The following is a 20,430-nucleotide window of genomic DNA, read 5'->3' on the forward strand; positions in this document are numbered from 1 at the left end:
GGCTTATGTCCAGCCACGGCCGGTCCGGAGACGCTAAACCAGCCGGAGCGCGTGGCGATTTGGGGCGCCCTGGGTCTCCGGTCGGCCAAATGGGCCCGGGCTTCGAGGAAATGGAGCTTTCCGCCCGACAGGGCGGCCGGTCGGGCGGCAGCCGCCGCCCCGCTCTCCCGGATTCGGCCGTATCTGGGACACGTCCCCCATGCCGGCCCTCCCCCCGGGGGCTTCCCGACAGTCCTTGTCTTTCCGGGGCCGGCCGGTCGGTCAAGGGTGGAGCGAAGCGGAATCGCGAAGCGACGCGACGAAGGAGCGCCCTTGAGGGACCGGACGGACACGGAAGGACAGTGAGGACTGGCGGGCAGCCCCCGGACACCTGATTCCGTTCAAGCGAAACCCAGCACCCTTCGGACCCCGCCCCGCAACCGGATGAGGCCACAGCCCGGGCAGGCCGTCCCCCACCCCCCTCCCGCAGTACCTGATCGCGGCTCCACCGTGTGGGGGGCTCCGCCCCAGCGGGTCGGCCGGCCCGCGCTGCGGGCCCCGCAGCCGCGGCTCCGGCTCTGGGCTCCGTCCAGCGGAGGCGAAGTACCCCACCCCGCCACCGGACTCCGTCCGGCCGAAGCCCGCAGGGGGCGGGCGGGAAACCCGCCCGCCCCGGTCCCGAGAGGGGGGCGAAGAAGCGGGCCCGCGCCAAGAGCCCCGTACACGCGCGCAACGCGACGGAGCGTGCCCGGGCCCCCGCCCCATCGGCCACTACGTGCTCCGGCCGCCTCGGCGTCCCCGGGCCGCCCATGGTCGAACATAGGCCGCCAACTGCCACTTCTGACACAGGTCGTCAGGCGGCTGACGGATGGCCGTGGCCGCACAGGGGTCGGCGGCAATCGGCCGGAACCGGTGCCCTACAGTCTGTCCGCACTGCCGGTAGGCGGACGTCGAACAGATCAGGTGGGATTGTGCGGATACGCAAGGGATGGGCGGTGCTCGCGGTCGCGGCAACGGTGGTTTCGGCGGGTCCTGCCGCCGCGGCCGACGCGTCGGGTGTACACAAGAGCGACTTCAACGGGGACGGGTACAACGACTTCGTCACCAGTGCCCCCGGGGCGGCGGTCGGCGGCAAGGCAGGCGCCGGCTATGTGGCGGTCATGCCGGGCGGCCCGGACGGGCTGGTCACCGCCCAGCGCAGGGTGATCACCCAGTCGAGCACGGGCATCCCGGGTGATCCCGACAGCAACGACTATTTCGGATATTCCCTGGCCGTCGGCGACTTCAACGGCGACGGTTTCTCCGACCTGGCCGTGGGCGCCCCCTGGGACCGCGTCGGCGCGGTCGCCCTCGACCAGGCGCCCGGATCGGTGACGGTCCTCTTCGGCAGCCCCATGGGTCTTGCCAAGGCCTCCCGCCTGATGGGGACCACCAAACAGTTGGGCCTGGCCGTCACGGCGGCCGACATGGACGGCAACGGCCGTCCCGATGTCGTGGCAACCGAACGGTCGACGCCCGAAGGCGGTATGCGTCGTTTCACCGTGGCGGCCTCCGCCACGACGCTGACGCGCACGACGGACGCCACCACGTTCGGCACGCACGGTCTGGCTGCCGGTGACGTGGACGGGGACGGGCGCGACGATGTCGTGTTCCAGTACACGGGTTTGGGCGGTGTGCCGATGTTCGGTGTCTACCACGGCGCAAAGGGCAAGCTGGACGGCTCCGCGACCTGGTGGCCCGGGGGCCCGTACCAGGGCGGAAGCGACGCGGCCGTCGGGGACCTGGACAAGGACGGCAAGGCCGAGATCGTGATCGGCCGCCCGACCAACGAGTTCGAAGCGCCCGGCGGCGAGGTGGCCATCTACAAGGGCCGCGTCGGCGGCATCACCGACGAGCCCCAGAAGGTGATCACGCAGTCGACCGCGGGAGTGCCGGGAGTCGCGGAGGATTACGACAAGTTCGGCTCGTCCGTCGCGATCGGCGACGTCACCGGGGACGGGCACCCGGAACTCGCCATCGGAGCCATGGGCGAGGACCAGGGCACGATCCAGGACGCAGGCTCGGTCACCGTGCTGCGCGGCAGCGCAACGGGGATCGTGACGGCCACCGGCGGAATGCTCCTGACCCAGGACACGGCAGGGATGCCGGGTGTCTCGGAGACCCACGACAAGTTCGGCTACCAGGTCGGCCTCGTGGACTACACGAAGGACAAGCTGGCCGAGCTGACCGTCTCCGCCAATGGTGAGAACAACACGAGCACGGAGTGGCCGTACTACGGGGACGGCATGGTGAGTTTCGTACGCGGCTCGGCCACCGGCCCGACGACCACCGGTGCCCGCAACCTCTTCGCCGGCACCTTCAGCTCCCTCCCGGCCGGCAGCCCGTTCGGCTACGCGCTCGGCCGCTGACCCTGCTCCGAGTTCCGTCTCCCCGCCATTCGACGTCCAGCCACAAACGATCCGCCCGCCGCCTTACACCTACCTCCGGATGGCTGGTGGGGCGGTCTTGGGACGCTAAACCGGCCGGAGTGGGCGGCGATGTGGGGCGCCTTGGGGCTCCGCTCGGCCAAATGCGCCCGGGCTTCGGCGAAACCGAGTTCTCCGCCCGCAAGGACGGCCGCGAGCCACCAAACCAGCCGGAGTGCGTAGCGATCTGCTGCGACCGGGGGCTCCGCCCCGCCAAACAGGTTCGGGCTTCGGGGAAGCGGAGCTTTCCGCCCGCAAGGGCGGCCGGTCGGGCGGCAGCCGCTGCTCAGCCCCTTGGGCATGGCCGCATCTGGGACACGTCCCCCATGCCGGCCCTCCCCCCGGGGGCTTCCCGACAGTCCTTGTCTTTCCGGGGCGGACGGCGGGGTCAAGGGTGGAGCGCAGCGGAATCGCGAAGCGACGCGACGAAGGAGCGCCCTTGAGGCCGACGGCCGACACGGAACGACACTGGGACTGACGGGCAGCCCCCGGACACCACCTGATCCCGTCCAGGAGAAAGCGCCCAACCCCTGGCCCCGCCCTTTCCCGAAACCGGGGCTCTGCCCCGGAGCCCGCGCCCGAGCGCGCGTGGTCGGCAGGGCGGGGTTCCGCTCAACCGGCCAGCAGGCCCGCGCTGCGGGCCCCGGAGCCGCGGCTCCGGCTCTGGGCTCCGTCCAGCGGAGGCGAAGGTCCCCGCCCCGCCACCGGACTCCGTCCGACCGAAGCCTGCGGGGGGCGGGCGGGACACCCCGCCCCGCCCCGGTCCCGAGAGGGGGGCAAGAAAGCGGGCCCGCGCCGGGAGCCCCGTGCACCCGAGCAACGCGACGGAGCGGGCCCGCGCCAGGAGCCCCGTACACCCGCGCACGGGCGACGGAGCGGGCCCCCGCCCGGAGCCCCCGCCCCCTCAGCCGCGGCCGATGTATGGCATGGCCGTGGCCATGACCGTTGCGAACTGCACGTTCGCCTCCAGCGGGAGTTCCGCCATGTGGCGGACCGTGCCGGCCACGTCCGCCGCGTCCATCACCGGCTCCACCGCCAGCTGCCCGTTGGCCTGCAGGATGCCCGTCTGCATGCGCTCCGTCATCTCCGTGGCCGCGTTGCCGATGTCGATCTGGCCGCAGGCGATCCGGTACGGACGGCCGTCGAGCGAGAGGGACTTCGTCAGGCCGGTCATGGCGTGCTTGGTCGCCGTGTAGGCGATTGAGTTCGGCCGCGGCACGTGCGCCGAGATGGAGCCGTTGTTGATGATCCGGCCGCCCTGCGGGTCCTGCTCCTTCATCATCCGGAAGGCCGCCTGCGCGCACAGGAACGCCCCGGTCAGGTTGACGTCCACCACCTGCTTCCACTCCTCGTACCCGATGTCCTCCAGCGGGACCCCGGCCGGGCCGAACGTGCCCGCGTTGTTGAAGAGGAGGTCGAGGCGCCCGTAGCGCTCCCGGGTGGCGGCGAAGAGCGCGGCCACGTCCTGCGGATCGCTGACGTCCGCCCGTACGCACAGCACCTCGGCCGAGGGCCCGGCCGCCGCCGCGGTGGCCACCAGCGGTTCCGTCCGGCGGCCGGCAACGGCCAGCGACCAGCCCGCCTCGGCGAGCGCCAGGGCGACGGAACGGCCGATGCCGGAACCGGCACCGGTCACAACAGCGATCTTGTTCCCGCTTGCGTTCATGAGGCCGGAGAGTACGTCACACCGCGCGCAGGACCCGGGACGTTCCGACAGCTGAGAACATGGGTCGGCCAGGGGTGCGAAGAGACGATGAGAAGACTGGAGCCGTCCATGCCAGAGAGAGGCCCCACCGAGGCATCCTCCTCCGCCACCGTCCCCACACCCGCCCCTTCCACCCCTTCCGGCTCCACCGCCGCGGCGCGCCGCACCGGCCTGCTCGTCACCTTCATCCTCGGCGGGCTCAGCGCCCTCCCGCCCCTGTCCATGGACATGTACCTGCCGGCACTGCCGGAGGTCACCACCTCCCTCCGCAGCCCGGCCGCGACCATCCAGCTGACCCTCACCGCCTGCCTCGCCGGCATGGCCCTGGGGCAGCTGGTGATCGGCCCGATGAGCGACAAGTGGGGCCGCAAGCGCCCCCTGACCATCGGCATGGTCATGTACGTGCTGGCCACCGCCGTCTGCGCGCTCGCCCCCACCGCCGAGCTGCTCATCGCCTTCCGGCTGGTCCAGGGCCTGGCCGGGGCAGCCGCGATCGTGATCGCGCGGGCCGTCGTCCGCGACCTGTACGACGGCGTCGAGATGGCCCGCTTCTTCTCCACCCTGATGCTGATATCCGGCGTGGCCCCGATCATCGCCCCGCTGATCGGCGGCCAGGTGCTCCGCTTCTCCGACTGGCGCGGCGTGTTCCTCGTCCTGGCCGCCATCGGCGCGGTCCTCACCGTGGTGATGTGGCGCGGGCTCGGCGAGACCCTGCCGCCCGAGCGGCGCCAGACCGGCGGGGTCGGCGCGGCCCTGCGCACCATGCGCGGGCTCCTCGCCGACCGGGTGTTCGCGGGCTACACCCTGGCGGGCGGCTTCGCCTTCGCGACCCTCTTCGCCTACATCTCGGCCTCCCCGTTCGTGATCCAGGAGATCTACGGGGCCTCCCCGCAGACCTTCTCGCTGCTGTTCGGCCTGAACTCGGTCGGGCTGATCGCCGCCGGCCAGATCAACGGCAAGCTGCTGGTCGGCCGGGTCAGCCTGGACAAGGTGCTGGCCGTGGGCCTGGCCGTGATCACGGTGGCCGCGGCTGCGCTGCTGCTGATGTCGACCGGGGTGTTCGGGAAGGTCGGGCTGACGCCGGTCGCGGCCGGGCTGTTCGTCCTGATGTCCGCCATGGGCGTGGTGCTGCCCAATACGAACGCGCAGGCGCTGATGCGGACCCCGCACGCGGCCGGCTCCGCCTCGGCCCTGCTCGGCACCTCCTCCTTCCTGGTGGGCGCGGTGGCCTCGCCGCTGGTGGGGATCGCCGGGGAGGACACGGCGGTGCCGATGGCCGTGGTGCAGCTGGTGTGCGCGCTACTGGCCGTGGCCTGCTTCGCGGGCATGTGCCGGCCCTGGCGGCAGGCTGCGGTCACGACCCAGCCGACTCAGACGCCCCAGCCCACCCCGCCGGCGCCGTAAACTTCGCAGGTGAACGCCTTCGCCCCGGCCCCGTCCGAACCCACCACCGCCGAGAGCCTGCGGGCCGCCCTGGCCGGTCTGCTCGACGGGCTGCCGCCGAAGCAGGCCGCCGCCGCGGTGGAGCGGCTGATCAGCAACTACCGGGGGCGCACCCCGACGGACGCCCCGGTGCTGCGGGACCGCTCGGACGTGGCGGCGTACGCGGCGTACCGGATGCCGGCCACCTTCGAGGCGGTACGGGCGGCCCTGGCCGGGCTGGCCGCCGCCGCGCCCAACTGGGCGCCCGCCTCGCACGTGGACGTGGGCGGCGGGACGGGGGCGGCCACCTGGGCGGTGGACGCCACCTGGGAAGGGCCGCGCGAGACCGTGGTGCTGGACTGGGCGGAGCCCGCTCTGGCCCTGGGCCGGGAGCTGGCGGCCGGTGCCGGTTCCGCGGTGCTGCGCGGCGCCGAGTGGCGGAAGGCGGTCATCGGGGCGGGGCTCGCGCTGCCGGAGGCGGAGCTGGTCACCGTCTCGTACGTACTGGGCGAACTCACCGCGGAGGCGCGGCGGGCCGTGGTGGCCGAGGCGGCCCGGACCGGGCAGGCCGTGGTCGTCATCGAGCCGGGCACCCCGGAGGGCTACCTGCGGATCCGGGAGGCCCGGGACGCGCTGATCGCGGCCGGGTTCACGGTGGCGGCGCCGTGCCCGCACGACGGGACCTGTCCCATCGTGCCGGGCGAGGACTGGTGCCATTTCTCGGCCCGGGTCAGCCGGTCCTCCCTGCACCGGCAGGTGAAGGGCGGCTCGCTGGCGTACGAGGACGAGAAGTTCAGCTATGTGGCGGCGGTCCGGTTCCCGGTGGCCCCGGCGGCCTCCCGGATCACCCGGAAGCCGCAGATCCGCAAGGGTCTGGTCCTGCTCGACCTGTGCGGTCCGGAGTCGGAGGGCCTCGGCCGGACCACGGTGAGCAAGCGGCACGGCGAGGCCTACCGGGCGGCGCGGGACGCCGAGTGGGGCGACGCCTGGCCGCCGCCGGCCGGGGACTGACACCCCGGCCGACGGCAGACCGTAGGCACGGTTCCGCGCGGCTCAGCTCAGCTCGCTCAGCTCAGCTCGGCTCAGCTCACTCGCGGAGCTCCAGCGTGCAGCACTTCACGCTGCCGCCGCCCTTGAGCAGTTCGCCCAGGTCCAGGCCGATCGGCTCGAAGCCGCGGGCCCGCAGGGGTTCGAACAGCCCGGTCGCCGCCTGTGGGAGCATGACGTGCCGGCCGTCCGAGACCGCGTTCAGGCCCAGCACCGCCGCGTCCTGCTGGTTGACGATCAGGGCGTCCGGGAAGAGCCGCCGCAGCACCGCCCGGCTGCCCGGCGAGAAGGCCTCCGGGTAGTACATGACCTCATCGCCGTCGAGCACGCTCAGCGCCGTGTCCAGGTGGTAGTAGCGGGGGTCGACCAGGTCCAGGCCGATCACCGGGCGGCCGAAGAACTCCTGCGCCTCGTCGTGCGAGAGCGGGCTGGACCTGAAGCCCCGGCCGGCCAGCAGCCAGCTCTCGGTGACCGCGAAGTCGCCCTCGCCCTCGTTGATGTGGGAGGGCTCGTGGACATCGGCTTCGGCATAGCCGTGGGCCCGGAACCAGTCCAGGTGCGCCTCGGCCTCGGCGGCGCGTTCCGGGAAGGCGAACCGGGCGCCCAGGACACGGCCGTCGACCACGGTCGCACCGTTCGCCGCGTACACCATGTCGGGCAGGTCCGGCCGGGGTTCGAGGATCTCGACGGTGTGGCCGAGCGAGCGGTAGCGGTCGCGGAGGTCCTCCCACTGGGTGAGTGCGAGGGGCAGGTCCACCGGTTTCGTGGGGTCCATCCACGGGTTGATGGAATACGTGACCTCGAAGTGCACGGGTGGGCACATCAGGTACCGCCGGGGTGTGGCGTCTCTGCGCAAAGAAGGCTCCTCACGAAGATGGTGAAGAGAATCGTCTCTCCTCAAGCGGCACCATGCAGTGAACTGTTCGGGTGGTTTACCTGACCATGGGATTCTCAAGCAGCCGGAGACGAGACGTCTCGGATTGATAGGCTGGGAGCATGGGGAAGATTCCTGACGCTTCGCGTCGCAGCGACCGCTCCCGCCGGGCCATTCTGGACGCGGCGCTCGCCCTGGTCGGCGAGGTCGGCTACAACAAGCTGACCATCGAGGCCATCGCCGCCCGGGCCGGGGTCGGCAAGCAGACGATCTACCGGTGGTGGCCGTCGAAGGCGGCGGTGCTGCTGGACGCCTCGCTCGCGCTGGCCGGGGACGCGGCGGAGGAGGGCGAGTGGACCGGGTTCCCGGACACCGGGGACCTCGCGGCCGACCTCAAGTACGTGCTCCGCGCCACGGTCGACGAGTTCAACGACGAGAAGTACGAAGCGCCGGCCCGGGCCCTCACGGCCGCCGGGGCCACCGACCCGGAGCTGGGGGCCCGCTTCACCGAGCAGCTGCTGGAGCCTCAGCTCGCCCTGTACGAGGAGCGACTGCGGGTGGCCCGGGAGGCCGGCCAGCTCGCCGAGGACACTGATCTGCGGCTGGCGGTGGAGATGCTGCTCGGGCCGCTGACGTACCGGTGGCTACTGCGGACCGCTCCGCTCACGCACGCGTTCACCGACGCGCTGGTGGACCGGGTCCTGGCCGGCCTCGCCCCCCGGTGACCCCTCGGTGACCGCCCCTCGCTAGCCGCCCGGCACCCCCGGTGAGCAAAGTCACCGCCCCTCCCCGGCCGGAACCACCCGCTCGAGAAGTGCGGTTATGTGCCGGTTTATGGCGGCCCTCGCCCATTCGGCCGAAGGCCCCCGGTTGAGGAGTACGGTCACCCGGGGCGCAGGATGGTGGGAGCATGTGAAGGACTGCCGGGGCCAACGGTGAGGTTGAGGGGATACATGGGGTCAGAGTCCGGCCGCTTCAAACGCGGTGAGCAGAGCAGGATTTCCCGCTGGCTGCGCCGGCGGAAACCCGAGGCCGAGGATCCCGCACGCGAGCGCGAGGCGCTGCTGCTCGCCGTGGCCGCCGCGGGCCTGCCGCTGGCCCCCGCGGCCCATCCCGCCGGATACCGGTGTTCGTGCGATCGCATCGGGTGTCCCACCCCCGCACGACATCCCCTGTCCTTCGCCTGGCAGACCCAGTCGACCACCGACCGCGCGCAGATCGAGCGCTGGGCACGCAACCAGCCCCAGGCCAACTTCATCACCGCGACGGGCATGCTCCACGACGTCCTGGACGTCCCGCTGGAGGCCGGCCACGACGCGTTGCAGCGGCTGCTCGCCGCCGGGATCTCCGTCGGCCCGGTCGCCGAATCCGGCGTCGGCGGACCGGCCGGCCAGGCCCGGATGCTGTTCTTCACGGCCACCCGCGGCACCCCCGAGGACGAGGACGAGTGGTGGCCGTGCGAGCTGGACTGCCACCCCGAGACCATGGACGAACACCCGGGCCTGCGCTGGCACTGCCGCGGCAGCTATGTGCTGGTCCCGCCGGCCGCGCTCCCCGGTGACCTGTCCGTCTCCTGGCTGCGCGGCATGGAGCACCCGCTCCCGGACCCGCTGACCCTGCTGGAGACCCTCACGGACGCGTGCGCCCTGTACGCGGGTTCGGCCGACCACGACCCGGCCGCCGCCATCGCCTGGCCCCTCAGCCGCTGACCACGTCCGGCCGCCCTCTGCCCGCTGACCACAGGCAGAGGGCGGCCGGACGTCAGTGGATCTGGGTGACGACCACGTCCAGGGCCCACGGCTTGGCCGGCTTCGCCGGGGCCTGCGCCTCCACCACGTAGCCCAGGTCCCGCAGGGCCGCGACCAGTTCGGCCGGGGTGGCCGGGTTCGCCCCGGCCAGCAGCAGGTCCCGTACCAGCCGGCCCTTCGTCGCCTTGTTGAAGTGGCTGACCACCGAGCGCTTCTCCACCCCGTCGACCAGCTGTGCGTGCAGCACCCGCACCGTCGCCGTGCGCCCGGCCGGCTCCCCCTTCGGCTTCCACGCCGTCGCGTACGCGGAGGACCGCAGGTCCAGGATCAGCCCGTCCCCGGCCGCCGCCGGCAGCACCGAGGCCATCGGCGTACGCCAGTGGGCGCCGAGCGCGCCCAGCCCGGGCAGCTTCACGCCCATCGAGCAGCGGTAGGACGGAATCCGGTCGGTGATCCGCACCGCTCCCCACAGGCCGGAGAAGACCAGCAGCGATTCCTCCGCGAGGGTCCTGGCCGCCGGGGTCAGGTCCGCCAGGCCCAGGGCGTCGTAGAGCACACCGGTGTAGATCTCCCCGGCCGGGCGGGCGACCGCGGAGCGCAGTTCCGCGTTCTTGGCGACCTCGCCGCGCAGGCCCTCGCTGAGCCCGAGCACCTCGCGGGCCTTGAGCTCGTCGCCCGTGCAGAGTTCGACCAGTTCCTCGAGGACCGCGGCCCGCGCCGCGGCCAGCCCCGGCAGCGAGAGCCCTTCGGGCTTCAGGGGTGCGCCGGAGCCGCCGGCGGCCTTTCCTTCGGACGGCGGCAGCAGCACGAGCACGGTGGTTCTCCTTCTTCGCGTACGAACGCGGGGGTGCGGCCCCGACACGCCAGCCTAGGCCCTCCCGCGGGCACCCTTCCCCTCCCGCGGCCTCCCCCGGCCCCGCTCGCCGCGCCGCTCCCCTGCCGCCGACCTACGCTCGGAACATGCCCCGTCACCCCATGCACCTGTCCGCCGACGCCGAGGCCGCCCTGCGCACGGCCCTGAAGCAACTCCGGACGGAGCTGGAGGTCCCGCCGGCCTTCCCGGCGCATGTGCTCGAAGCGGCCGATGCGGCCGTGGCCGCGCCCCACCTGCCCGACGAGGACGCCACCTACCTGCCGTTCTTCACGATCGACCCGCCGTCGTCGAAGGACCTCGACCAGGCCATGTACCTGGAGCGGCGGCCCGGCGGCGGTTTCCGCGTCCACTACGCCATCGCCGATGTGGCCGCCTTCGTCACGCCCGGCGGCGCGCTGGACGCCGAGGCCCACGAGCGGGTCGAGACGCTGTACTTCCCCGACGGCAAGGTGGCCCTGCATCCGCCCGTGATCTCCGAGGGCGCGGGCAGCCTGCTGCCGGACCGGACCGTCCCCGCCCTGCTGTGGCAGCACGACCTCGACGCCGCCGGCGAGGTCACGCACTCCCACGTGCGGCGGGCCCTGGTCCGCAGCCGGGCCAAGCTGAACTACGCGGGCGTCCAGCAGGACATCGACGCCGGTACCGCCGAGGAGTCCGTCACCCTGCTGCGCGAGATCGGCAAGCTGCGGGAAGCCGTCGAGATCGCCCGCGGCGGCGTCTCCGTGACCCTGCCCGATCAGGAGGTCACCCTCGATGCCGGATCGTTCCGGCTGACCTACGTGGCATCGCTGCCCGTGGAGGGCTGGAACGAGCAGATCTCCCTGATGACCGGGATGGCCGCGGCCCGGATGATGCTGGACAGCGGTACGGGGATCCTGCGGACCCAGAAGCCGGCCAAGAACAACGTGGTCGACCGCGTGCGCCAGATCGCCCGGACCCTGGGCATCGACTGGCTGCACCATGTCTCGTACGCCGACCTGGTCCGCTCCCTGAATCCCGACAACCAGAAGCACATGGCCTTCCTCAGCGAGGCCACCGCCATGCTGCTCAAAGCGGAGTACACGCCCTTCCGTGACCACCACATCCCCGAGCACACGATCCACGCGGCGATCGCGGCCCCGTACACGCACTGCACGGCTCCGCTGCGTCGCCTGATCGACCGGTACACCGGCGAGCTGTGCGTGGCCTCCTGCGCGGACCAGGCACCGCCGGACTGGGTGCTCACGGCCCTGTACGGCCTGCCGTGCGACATGACGCGGGGGAAGGGGAGCAGAGCGGACCGGCGCTCCGTGGACCTGGCCGAGGCCGCGATGCTCAAGAACCGGGTGGGCGAGGTCTTCGGCGCCACGGTCATCAACACCGACAAGGAGTTCAACAAGCCGCACGAGGGCCAGGTGCACCTGGCGGACCCCGCCGTCATCGGCAAGGTGACCTCGGACCGGGATCTCGTGCTCGGCGAGAGCGTCCGGGTCACCCTCGAGCGGGCGGACCCCGCACATTCCGAAGAGGACAAGGTCCTCTTCACCCTGCCGTAGCGGCCTCCCGGCCGGCCCGCACCGCCGCGACAAGGGCGGCCGGGTCATCGGCGTGGAAGCGCAGGCCGGTTGCCTCGCCGCGTGCGCCCAGCGGCCGGACGAAGGGCAGCGGCCGGGTCAGCTCCACCGAGACCGTGGTCTGGCTGCCCACGATCAGATCCAGTACGCCGTTCTCGCCGAGCTGCACCAGCCGGCCCTCGGGGAAGCGCCGCTCGACCCGGATCGAGGCGATCGCGTCCGCCGGGACATCCAGGTCGAACAGGGCCCCGTACCGCACCCGCAACGCCCCGTCGGCGCGGACCAGATGAGGCCGGGTCACGCAGGCGGCGTGCATCGCGAGCACGAGCAGCACCCCGTAGACGTCGAGCACCAGCGCCACGCGGTGCACGGCCGGCCAGGGAATCAGATAGGCCAGGGCCACGGTCTCGATCACCGAGACGAAGACCATCCCGTACATCATCGCCGTCTGCGGTTCCGTGTACGGGGCGGCCAGATCGCCCTTCCCGAGCCCGTGCCGGCGCCGCGCGATCCACAGCCCCAGCGAGGCAACGGCCCTCCGCTCGTGCACCAGCAGCCGGCGCACCTGCACCGGCACCACGGCCTGGACCGCGGTCCGGACCGCGGCCCGGACCTCCGCACGGAGCCCGCTCATCCCCGTCCCCTTTCCATGAACGCCTCCATGACCCGCCGGACGACCTCTGCCTGAGCGGGGCTGTACTCGGCCAGCAGGGCCTCCTTGAAGCCCGGGGCCACCGGGCCGCCGTCGGCCGGGATCCCGGCGAACACCTCGTCCGGTACGGCCGCCACCAGGTCCCGGGCCAGGGCCGGGATCCGCGGGTCGTCCACCGCCGCGCCGTGCAGCTCGTCGAGCCGCTCGTACAGGGCGAGGACCGCGGGGTCGGCGGCCAGCGGGGCGAGCAGCGCGTACACGCCCTCGCCCTCGCCCGTCGCGTCGAGCAGCTCCAGGTGCTCCCGGTCCTTGCGGGCCGTCACCGAACCGGTCTCCGGCGCCCGGGCGAGCAGCGCGGCCAGGGCGGGCGAGACGGGTTCCACCTCGCCGGGCGGCGCGGCCAGCAGTACCGCGAGCCGCCGCCGGCGCTCGTGGATCTCCGCCTCCTGCCGGGCCAGGTCCGCATCCAGTTCCGCCAGTACGTCGGCCAGCTCGCGGCCGGCGTCGTCGGCGAGGACGTCCCGGACCTCGTCCAGGCTGAGCCCGAGCTCGGTCAGCCGCCGGACCCGGGCCAGCAGCACGGCGTCCCGGACCGTGTAGGCCCGGTATCCGTTGGCGCGGCGCTCCGGCTCCGGGAGCAGTCCGACGTGGTGGTAGTGCCGGATCGCCCGGGTGGTGACCCCGACGAGCGCGGCGATTTCTCCGATCCGCATGAGTTCAGTAGAAACGTTGCCGTTGCGTCAAGGTCAAGCCGCGCCGCCGTGCCGGGTAGCATGGTCGTTCGCAGAACAACGCGAGCGGACGGCCGCGTCAGGGTTTCGGCCCTGCCGAGGAACGTCCGGGCTCCACAGGGCAGGGTGGTGGGTAACGCCCACCCGGGGTGACCCGCGGGACAGTGCCACAGAAAACAGACCGCCGGGGGCCTCACGGCCTTCGGTAAGGGTGAAACGGTGGTGTAAGAGACCACCAGCGCCTGGGGTGACCCAGGCGGCTAGGTAAACCCCACCCGGAGCAAGGTCAAGAGGGGTCCTCCTCGGAGGGCCCTGCGCGGACGATCGAGGGCTGCCCGCCCGAGTCCGCGGGTAGACCGCACGAGGCCGGTGGCAACACCGGTCCTAGATGGATGGCCGTCTCCCCGGCGACCGCGAGGTCACCGGGTGACAGAACCCGGCGTACAGCTCGGGTTGTTCTGCGCCAGACATGGCTCGGGCCCCGCACACGATGTGTGCGGGGCCCGAGCCATTTCGCCCGCTCTCCCGTTCTCCCGCTCTTATCGCAGGTGGGAGGTGTCGTTGAGCAGGCGCAGCGAGGCGTTGCCGTCGGCGTAGTAGGCCACCGCCGAGAGGGAGGCCGCGGCCAGTTCCATCCGGAACAGGGATTCCGGCGGGGCGCCGAGGGCCAGCCGGACCAGGGTCTTCACCGGGGTGACATGGCTGACCAGCAGGACCGTACGGCCCGCATGGGCGGTCAGCAGCCGGTCACGGGCGGCCGAGACCCGGCGGGTGACCTGGCTGAAGCTCTCGCCGCCGCCGGTCGGGGCGGCCTTCGGGGAGTCCAGCCAGGCCTGCAGGTCCGCCGGGAAGCGGTCCTTGACCTCGGCGAAGGTCAGGCCCTCCCAAGCGCCGAAGTCGGTCTCGCGCAGGCCGTCCTCGACCGTCACCGGCAGGCCGAGCCGGTCGGCGACCGCCTGGGCGGTCTCCCGGCAGCGGCGCAGCGGGGAGGTGACGACGGCCTGGACGGTGCCACGGGCGGCCAGGGCCGCGGCGACGGCCTCGGCCTGGCGGCGCCCGGCCGGGGACAGCTCGGGGTCGGTACCGCCGCTGCCGGAGAACCGCTTCTCCGGGGTGAGCGCGGTCTCGCCGTGCCGGAGCAGCACGAAGGTGGCGGGCGTCCCGAGATCGGGCGCGGCCCAGCCGACACCGGGCGAGGCGCCCGCCGCGGGGGCCCCGGCCCCGGTCCCGATCCCGTTCGCGACCCCGGGCACCTGCGCCCCGGCCGCCCGAGCCGCATCCCGGTCCAGGTCCGTCGCGGCGGCTGCCGCTGCCGCGCCGAACAGGGCGCCCTCCGCCTCGGCGAAGGCGGCTTCGGCCTGGACGGCCGTACCGGAAGCGGTCCGCGTACGGCCGGAGGCACCGGCACCGGCAAGAGCTGCGCGGGCCGCTGCCGCGCCGGCTGCGTGGTCGCCGGGCGGGCCGGACGGCGGCGGGGTGGCCAGCGAGCGGGCCGCGCCGCGGTCCAGGGCTGCCGCCGAGTCGGACGGCGACCACTGCTTGCCGCGCTTGCCCGCGTCCATCGCCTCGTTGGCGAGCCGGTCCGCGTGCTTGTTCTTCTCCCGCGGAATCCACTCGTAGCGGACCTGCGAGGCCGGCAGGATCCGGGCGGCCTCGGCGGCGAGCGGCTTCATGTCCGGGTGCTTGATCTTCCAGCGGCCGGACATCTGCTCCACGACGAGCTTGGAGTCCATCCGGACCAGCACCGACGCGTCGGCGGACAGCTCCTTGGCCGCCTTGAGTCCGGCGATCAGGCCCTTGTACTCGGCCACGTTGTTCGTCGCGATGCCGATGAACTCGGCCCGCTCGGCGAGGGTTTCGCCGGTGACCGGGTCCAGGACCACCGCGCCGTAGCCGGCCGGCCCCGGGTTGCCCCGGGACCCGCCGTCCGCCTCGACCACCAGCCGCATCAGATACCCGAGTCGGCCGTACGGACCAGGATGCGACCGCAGTTCTCGTGCCGGACGACCTTGTCCCGGGCCGCGGACTTGACCTCGTTGATCTCGGAGAGGTCCAGCTCCAGCTGGCAGCCGAGGCAGCGCTTCTGGTACAGCTTCGCCGCGCCCACACCGCCCTGCTTCGCGCGGATCTTCTCGTACAGGGCGATCAGGTCGGCGGGGATCGAGCCGACGATGACCTCCCGGTCCTTGGTCACCGAGGCGACCTCGGCGTCGAGTTCGGCGGTGGCCGCGTCCCGGCGGGTGGTCGCGTCGTCGGCCTTGGCCTGGAGGGCGGAGACCCGCTCGGTCAGTTCGGCGACCCGCTCCTGCGCGGACTCGCGGCGCTCCATGACCTCCAGGACCACGTCCTCCAGGTCGCCCTGGCGCTTGGCGAGGGAGACCACCTCGCGCTGGAGGTTCTCCAGGTCCTTCGGCGAGGAGACCGCGCCGGAGTCCAGGCGCTGCTGGTCGCGGGCGGCGCGCTGACGGACCTGGTCGACGTCCTGCTCCGCCTTGGTCTGCTCGCGGGCGGTGTCGCTCTCCTCGGTCTGCGCGGCGACGAGCAGGTCGCGCTGCGCCGTGAGGTCCTTGGTGAGGGAGTCGAGCTCGGCGTGCTCGGGCAGCGACTTGCGCTTGTGGGCGAGCTGCGACAGCCGCGTGTCCAGGGCCTGGACGTCGAGAAGTCGGATCTGGTCGGCGGGCTCGGCGTTCAGTTGGGGGCTCCAGAGATAGAGGGTGAGATGGCGGACGGCGCGTGGGCCGTCCAGGGGTCGGTGACCGTGCGCGAGACATGGGTCCGCAGGCCCCAGCCGTGGCGCTCGGAGATGGCGTCGAGCTGGGCCGCGGCCTGCTCGCACCAGGGCCACTCGGTGGCCCAGTGGGCGGCGTCGACGAGGGCGAGCGGGCTCTGCTCGCGGGCCTCGGACACCGGGTGGTGGCGCAGGTCGGCGGTGAGGAAGGCGTCCACACCGGCGGCGCGCACCTGCTCGAAGAGGCTGTCGCCGGAGCCGCCGCTGACGGCGACGGTACGGATCAGCGCGTCCGGGTCGCCGGCGGCGCGGATGCCCTGCGCGGTGGGCGGCAGCCAGGCGGCGGCCCGGGCGGCGAACTCGCGGAGGGTCTCGGGGCGGTCCAGCTCGCAGATCCGGCCCAGGCCTCGGCGGCCCGCCGGGTCGCTGGGGTCGGGTACGAGGGGCCCGACGACCCGCAGGTCGAGCGCGCCGGCGAGGGCGTCGGAGACGCCGGGGTCGGCGGTGTCGGCGTTCGTGTGGGCCACGTGCAGCGCGATGTCGTTCTTGATCAGCGTGTGGACGACCCGGCCCTTGAAGGTGTCGGCCGCGACCGTGGTGGTGCCGCGCAGGTAGAGGGGGTGGTGGGTGACGATGAGGTCGGCACCCAGCTTCACCGCCTCGTCGGCGATCTCCTGGACCGGGTCCACGGCGAACAGGACGCGGGAGACCTCGGCATCGGGGTCACCACAGACGGTTCCGACGGCGTCCCACTGCTCGGCCCGGGCGGGGGGCCAGAGGGCGTCGAGCGCAGAGATGACTTCAGAGAGACGGGGCACAGGCCAAGGCTACCGCCCACCACACCCAACCCACCGCGGACCAGCCCCTTGCCGCCCCGGCCACACCGCGGCGGTGACGCCGAGACCGCGGAGCCGACGTCGGCTTCGGGCCTCGGCCGGGGCCGGGGCCGGCCTCGGGCGCCGGAGCCGGGGCGGGCAGGGGCCGGGGCGTCGGCCAAGCCGGCTCGGGCTGGCTGGCTCGGGGTAGGCGGTCGGCGGCAGCGCCGGAGGCGGCGTCAAAGCCGGGGCCGGGGCCGGGGTCAGAGCCTGGGCGCCGACCAGGGCCGAAGCCGGAGGCGGGGCCAGGGTGCCGGCCAGGGCCGCGGCCGGGCCGGGGCGTCGGCCGGGCCCGGCCCAGGCCGCTCGGGCTGCGCGGCCGGGGCGGCCTCGGGCGCCGGTGCCGGTGCCGGGGCCGGGCCGGGCAGGGGCCGGGGTGTCGGCCGGGCCGGCTCGGGTTGGGCGGCCGGGGCTGCCTCGGCGGGTGTGCCGCCGCAGGCATGGCACAGTCGCCTCCCCATTCACAGGAGAATCGCCGGGCCGCCACCCTTATGTGTGAAGCCGCGTTGCACATGTTGTTCGGCAGGAAGTGCGAAAACTAGCTTCCTCACCGGAGGTGACGCACAGATGACTGCCTGTGCTGTGGCTACTGCTGTGGAAACCGGGACGGCGCCGTTCACGATCGCCGCCGACGGGTCGTACGCCGCCCGGCTCGCCGGGGACCGAGACGCCCGCTATCCGGAACGCTGGACCCTCGGAGGGCCCGAGCCCTACGCGGTGCCGTTGCCGCTGGAGCAGCCCGAAGAGGCGGACAGTGAGGTGCTGCCGCTCACCGACGGCCGGGTGCTGATCCACCGGCGGGTCGCCGACCGGCACGCCTTCGCCCTGCTCTACCCCACCGGCCCGCGGACCGGCGAACTCCCACTCGGCTCGGTCCAGGCCGCCGAAGGCCTGCACGTCTCCCTGCTGCCGCCGTCACCCGACGGCCGCAGCGCCTACGCCCTGGCCGTGACGGCCGCCGCCACCGTGGTGTGGCGGGTGGCCGGCGGCGGAGGCGGACCACAGCAGGTCGCCCGGATCCCGGGCCGCTGCACGGGCGGCGTCTGGCTGGACCGCACCGGCCGGCTGCTGGCCCTGGACCGGGAACAGGACGGCCGCACCAAGGCCATCGCCGTGGACCTGGGACGCGCCGGCGAGATCTCGCCGCTGCTCCAGATCGCCGAGGCCAGCGACGACCGGCTGCTGCTGGCCGACCCGGAAAGCGGCCTGCTGCTGATCCGCTCGGACGCCCCCGGCGAACAGCGGCTCGGCTGGGGAGTCCTGGGCAGCTCCCGCCCGGTCCGCTTCCCGGACTGCCTGCGGGCCGAAGGCGCCACCGCGGTGCCGTTCGCGGTGCAGCCGGGGCAGGCCCTGATGCCGGAGAGCTGCGCGGTCGCGCTACGGCTCCCCGGCGCAGCCGGAGCCGGCGAGGCGCTGGCGCTGTGGCGCCCCGCCGACCGGCGCGTCTTCCGGCTGAGCGGGCCGCCGGGCTGGCTGGGCGGCGCCGGCCTGTGGACCCGCGAGGGCCGCCTGAGGCTGCCGTACGCAACCCCCGACGTCCCCTGCGGCGTCGCCGGCCTGACCATCCCCCAGGCCCCGCCGCCCCCGGTCCGGCTGGCCCCCGAACCGCGTCCGGCCGTCACCCGCCCGGTCCCCCTGCAACAGGCCCCCCTCGCCGCCCGGGCCTGACGATTCACCCGTGTTTGAGGCTCAGTACCTCCGCCGCCGCGAAAGTCTCGCCCGCCGGGCGGGACTCGTAGTGCGGGGTGAGTACCTCGTCCAGCTCCTCGAAGGAGAACGCCTCCTTCGAGGTGTCGAACTTGGCCGCCACCCGGGGGCGTTCCATGACCACCACGATCCCGCCGTGCACGACGAACAGCTGCCCGTTGGCCTTGGCCGAGGCCGGTGAGGCCAGGTAGCCGACCAGCGGGGCCACGTGCTCGGGGGCCAGCGGATCGAGCTTGCCCGCCTCCGGGACCTGGAAGCCGGCGAACACGTCCTCGGTCATCCGGGTGCGGGCCCGCGGGCAGATCGCGTTGGCCGTGACCCCGTACTTCGCCAGGGCGAGCGCGGTCGAGGTGGTGAGGCCCACGATGCCGCCCTTGGCCGCCGCATAGTTCGGCTGGCCGGCCGATCCGCCCAGGAAGGCCTCCGAGGAGGTGTTGACGATCCGGCCGTAGACCGGGCCGCCCGCCGCCTTGGAACGCTCCCGCCAGTGCACGGACGCAAAGTGCGTGGTGTTGAAGTGGCCCTTGAGGTGGACCCGGATCACCGAGTCCCATTCCTCCTCGGACATCGAGAAGACCATCCGGTCGCGCAGGATGCCCGCGTTGTTGACGAGGATGTCGAGCTTCCCGAAGCTGCTCACCGCCAGCTCGATCAGCTCGCGGGCCTGGTCGAAGTCGGCCACGTCACCGAGGTGGGCCACCGCCTTGCCGCCCGCCGCGCGGATCTCCGCGGCGACCTCCTCGGCCGGTGCGGCCGAGGCCGCACCAGAGCCGTCCCGCCCGGGCTGGCCGAAGTCGTTGACGACCACGCTCGCGCCGAGCCGGGCGAGCTCGATCGCCTCGGCCCGGCCGAGCCCGCGGCCGGCGCCGGTGACGACGGCGGAGAGTCCATCGAGTGGCAGTGCCATGAAGCCGTTTCCGTTCCGCTCGGGGTCAGAGTCAGAGTTCGATGCAGGTGCGCAGGGCCACGCCGGTCCGCATCTGGTCCAGGGCGTCGTTGATCTCGGCGAGCTGCACCCGGTGGGTGATCAGGCCGGCCAGGTCGATGCGGCCGGCCCGCCAGAGCGAGATGGTCCGCTCGTAGGACCGCAGCACGTCCCCGCCGCCGTACATGGAAGGCAGGATCCGCTTCTCGTCGAAGAACAGCGAGAACATGTTGATCTGGAAGTTGTCGTCCAGCGCGCCCGCGCCGACCACGCACACCGTGCCGCCGCGCCGGGTCATCTCGTACGCGGTCTGGGTGGTGGCGGACTTGCCGACCACCTCGAAGACGTAGTCGAAGCCCTCGCCGGCCGTGATCCGGTTCTTGGCGTCGCCGAAGGCCTCCGGGGCGACCGCCTCGGTGGCGCCGAACCGCAGCGCCGCCTCGCGCCGGGAGGCCACCGGGTCCACCGCGATGATCTGGGAGGCGCCCTGCACCTTGGCCCCCTGGATCACGGAGATCCCGACCCCGCCGCAGCCGATGACGGCCACCGATGAACCGGCCTCCACCTTGGCCGTGTTGATGGCCGCGCCGAGCCCGGTGGTGACGCCGCAGCCGATCAGCGCGGCGATGTCGAAGGGCACGTCGTCCGGGATCGGTATCGCGCACCCGGCCGGGACCACCATCTCCTCGGCGAAGGTGCCGGTGCCGGCGAAGCCGAAGATGTCCCCGCCGGACCGCCGGAAGTTGGGCGTGGCCACGTTGGCGAAGCTCTCCAGGCACAGGTGCCCCTGGTTGCGCTTGCAGGCCGGACAGTGCCCGCAGGGCGGCAGCCAGCAGACCAGAACCCGGTCGCCCTCCTTGTGCGCGGTCACCCCGTCGCCCACATCGGTGATCACGCCGGAGCCCTCGTGGCCCGGGATGAAGGGGGCCGGCTGCGGCAGCACGCCGTTCATCGCGGAGAGGTCGGAGTGGCACAACCCGGTCGCCTTGATCCGGATCTTCACCTTGCCGGGGCCGAAGCCCACGGTCTCCATGTCGTCGACGACTTCGAGCTTGTCCTGGCCGATCTCGCTCTGCAGTGCTGCGCGCACGGTGCGGCTCCTTGGGGTCGGTCGGTCTTGCGTGTCCTTACGCGTCTTACGCGTG

The 20,430-nt window shown here is 73.0% G+C and carries 17 protein-coding genes and 1 other RNA gene; 8 read left to right on the forward strand and 10 right to left on the reverse strand.

Annotated elements, in window-relative coordinates:
* Window positions 1-950: 950 nt before the first annotated feature.
* Complete coding sequence (locus tag ABT123_RS23960; protein WP_351318094.1) at window positions 951-2,387, forward strand: hypothetical protein; 1,437 nt, start codon at window positions 951-953, stop codon at window positions 2,385-2,387.
* A gap of 961 nt (window positions 2,388-3,348) precedes the next feature.
* Here the strand turns inward: ABT123_RS23960 and ABT123_RS23965 are convergent.
* Complete coding sequence (locus ABT123_RS23965; protein ID WP_351318096.1) at window positions 3,349-4,110, reverse strand: SDR family oxidoreductase; 762 nt, start codon at window positions 4,108-4,110, stop codon at window positions 3,349-3,351.
* Between the two features lie 108 nt (window positions 4,111-4,218).
* Here ABT123_RS23965 and ABT123_RS23970 point away from each other — a divergent pair, with 108 nt between their 5' ends.
* Together ABT123_RS23970 and ABT123_RS23975 are read left to right on the forward strand one after the other, a co-directional pair.
* On the forward strand, window positions 4,219-5,553 hold the full coding sequence (locus ABT123_RS23970) for a Bcr/CflA family multidrug efflux MFS transporter (RefSeq protein ID WP_351318098.1): 1,335 nt from the start codon (window positions 4,219-4,221) through the stop codon (window positions 5,551-5,553).
* Window positions 5,554-5,562: 9 nt separating this feature from the next.
* Window positions 5,563-6,582 carry a small ribosomal subunit Rsm22 family protein gene (locus ABT123_RS23975; protein WP_351318100.1) on the forward strand — a complete coding sequence of 340 codons (1,020 nt, stop codon included), beginning with the start codon at window positions 5,563-5,565 and terminating at the stop codon, window positions 6,580-6,582.
* A gap of 76 nt (window positions 6,583-6,658) precedes the next feature.
* Here the strand turns inward: ABT123_RS23975 and ddaH are convergent, their stop codons facing one another.
* Entirely contained in the window at window positions 6,659-7,474 is an 816-nt protein-coding gene (gene ddaH, locus ABT123_RS23980; protein ID WP_351318102.1) for a dimethylargininase, read from the reverse strand.
* 140 nt (window positions 7,475-7,614) lie between these two features.
* On the opposite strand from ddaH, the gene ABT123_RS23985 reads away from it, so the two are divergent.
* Both ABT123_RS23985 and ABT123_RS23990 read left to right on the forward strand, forming a co-directional pair.
* Entirely contained in the window at window positions 7,615-8,217 is a 603-nt protein-coding gene (locus ABT123_RS23985; RefSeq protein WP_351318104.1) for a TetR/AcrR family transcriptional regulator, read from the forward strand.
* A gap of 228 nt (window positions 8,218-8,445) precedes the next feature.
* Window positions 8,446-9,201 (forward strand): bifunctional DNA primase/polymerase, encoded by a 756-nt coding sequence (locus ABT123_RS23990; protein ID WP_351318106.1) that lies wholly within the window; start codon window positions 8,446-8,448, stop codon window positions 9,199-9,201.
* A gap of 52 nt (window positions 9,202-9,253) precedes the next feature.
* On the opposite strand, the gene yaaA is transcribed toward ABT123_RS23990, so the two are convergent.
* The gene (gene yaaA / locus ABT123_RS23995; RefSeq protein WP_351318108.1) at window positions 9,254-10,054 is read right to left on the reverse strand and encodes a peroxide stress protein YaaA; all 801 of its coding nucleotides are present in this window, start codon (window positions 10,052-10,054) and stop codon (window positions 9,254-9,256) included.
* A 146-nt stretch (window positions 10,055-10,200) separates the two neighbouring features.
* Here yaaA and ABT123_RS24000 point away from each other — a divergent pair, with 146 nt between their 5' ends.
* Window positions 10,201-11,649 carry an RNB domain-containing ribonuclease gene (locus ABT123_RS24000; protein ID WP_351318110.1) on the forward strand — a complete coding sequence of 483 codons (1,449 nt, stop codon included), beginning with the start codon at window positions 10,201-10,203 and terminating at the stop codon, window positions 11,647-11,649.
* Here ABT123_RS24000 and ABT123_RS24005 read toward each other — a convergent pair.
* A complete protein-coding gene (locus ABT123_RS24005; RefSeq protein WP_351318112.1) occupies window positions 11,636-12,301 on the reverse strand; it encodes a hypothetical protein in 666 nt (221 codons plus the stop codon). The two genes, ABT123_RS24000 and ABT123_RS24005, sit on opposite strands and share 14 nt — an antisense overlap.
* The gene (locus ABT123_RS24010; RefSeq protein WP_351318114.1) at window positions 12,298-13,032 is read right to left on the reverse strand and encodes a MerR family transcriptional regulator; all 735 of its coding nucleotides are present in this window, start codon (window positions 13,030-13,032) and stop codon (window positions 12,298-12,300) included. The genes ABT123_RS24005 and ABT123_RS24010 overlap by 4 nt, the downstream gene beginning before the upstream one ends.
* A gap of 76 nt (window positions 13,033-13,108) precedes the next feature.
* Between ABT123_RS24010 and rnpB the strand changes: the two genes are divergently transcribed.
* Window positions 13,109-13,510: RNase P RNA component class A (gene rnpB, locus ABT123_RS24015), an RNA gene on the forward strand.
* Window positions 13,511-13,589: 79 nt separating this feature from the next.
* Here the strand turns inward: rnpB and ABT123_RS24020 are convergent.
* The 3 genes from ABT123_RS24020 to ABT123_RS24030 are packed head-to-tail and all read right to left on the reverse strand — an operon-like array spanning window position 13,590 to window position 16,596.
* Window positions 13,590-14,999 carry a bifunctional RNase H/acid phosphatase gene (locus ABT123_RS24020; protein WP_502971030.1) on the reverse strand — a complete coding sequence of 470 codons (1,410 nt, stop codon included), beginning with the start codon at window positions 14,997-14,999 and terminating at the stop codon, window positions 13,590-13,592.
* Window positions 14,999-15,742 (reverse strand): zinc ribbon domain-containing protein, encoded by a 744-nt coding sequence (locus tag ABT123_RS24025; protein WP_351318218.1) that lies wholly within the window; start codon window positions 15,740-15,742, stop codon window positions 14,999-15,001. Before ABT123_RS24025 ends, ABT123_RS24020 begins: the two co-directional genes overlap by 1 nt.
* Window positions 15,739-16,596, reverse strand: coding sequence for a Nif3-like dinuclear metal center hexameric protein (locus ABT123_RS24030; protein WP_351318116.1), 858 nt, complete (start codon window positions 16,594-16,596; stop codon window positions 15,739-15,741). The genes ABT123_RS24025 and ABT123_RS24030 overlap by 4 nt, the downstream gene beginning before the upstream one ends.
* A gap of 624 nt (window positions 16,597-17,220) precedes the next feature.
* On the opposite strand from ABT123_RS24030, the gene ABT123_RS24035 reads away from it, so the two are divergent.
* Window positions 17,221-18,321: a hypothetical protein gene (locus ABT123_RS24035; protein WP_351318118.1), complete on the forward strand. Its 1,101-nt coding sequence runs from the start codon at window positions 17,221-17,223 to the stop codon at window positions 18,319-18,321.
* Between the two features lie 4 nt (window positions 18,322-18,325).
* Here ABT123_RS24035 and ABT123_RS24040 read toward each other — a convergent pair whose 3' ends face one another.
* Both ABT123_RS24040 and ABT123_RS24045 read right to left on the reverse strand, forming a co-directional pair.
* Window positions 18,326-19,267 carry a 3-oxoacyl-ACP reductase gene (locus ABT123_RS24040; RefSeq protein ID WP_351318120.1) on the reverse strand — a complete coding sequence of 314 codons (942 nt, stop codon included), beginning with the start codon at window positions 19,265-19,267 and terminating at the stop codon, window positions 18,326-18,328.
* Window positions 19,268-19,298: 31 nt separating this feature from the next.
* Window positions 19,299-20,375 carry a Zn-dependent alcohol dehydrogenase gene (locus ABT123_RS24045; RefSeq protein ID WP_351318122.1) on the reverse strand — a complete coding sequence of 359 codons (1,077 nt, stop codon included), beginning with the start codon at window positions 20,373-20,375 and terminating at the stop codon, window positions 19,299-19,301.
* Window positions 20,376-20,430: the final 55 nt, after the last annotated feature.

The organism is Streptomyces sp. NPDC002054 (assembly GCF_040296685.1).
Taxonomy (GTDB): Bacteria; Actinomycetota; Actinomycetes; order Streptomycetales; family Streptomycetaceae; genus Streptomyces.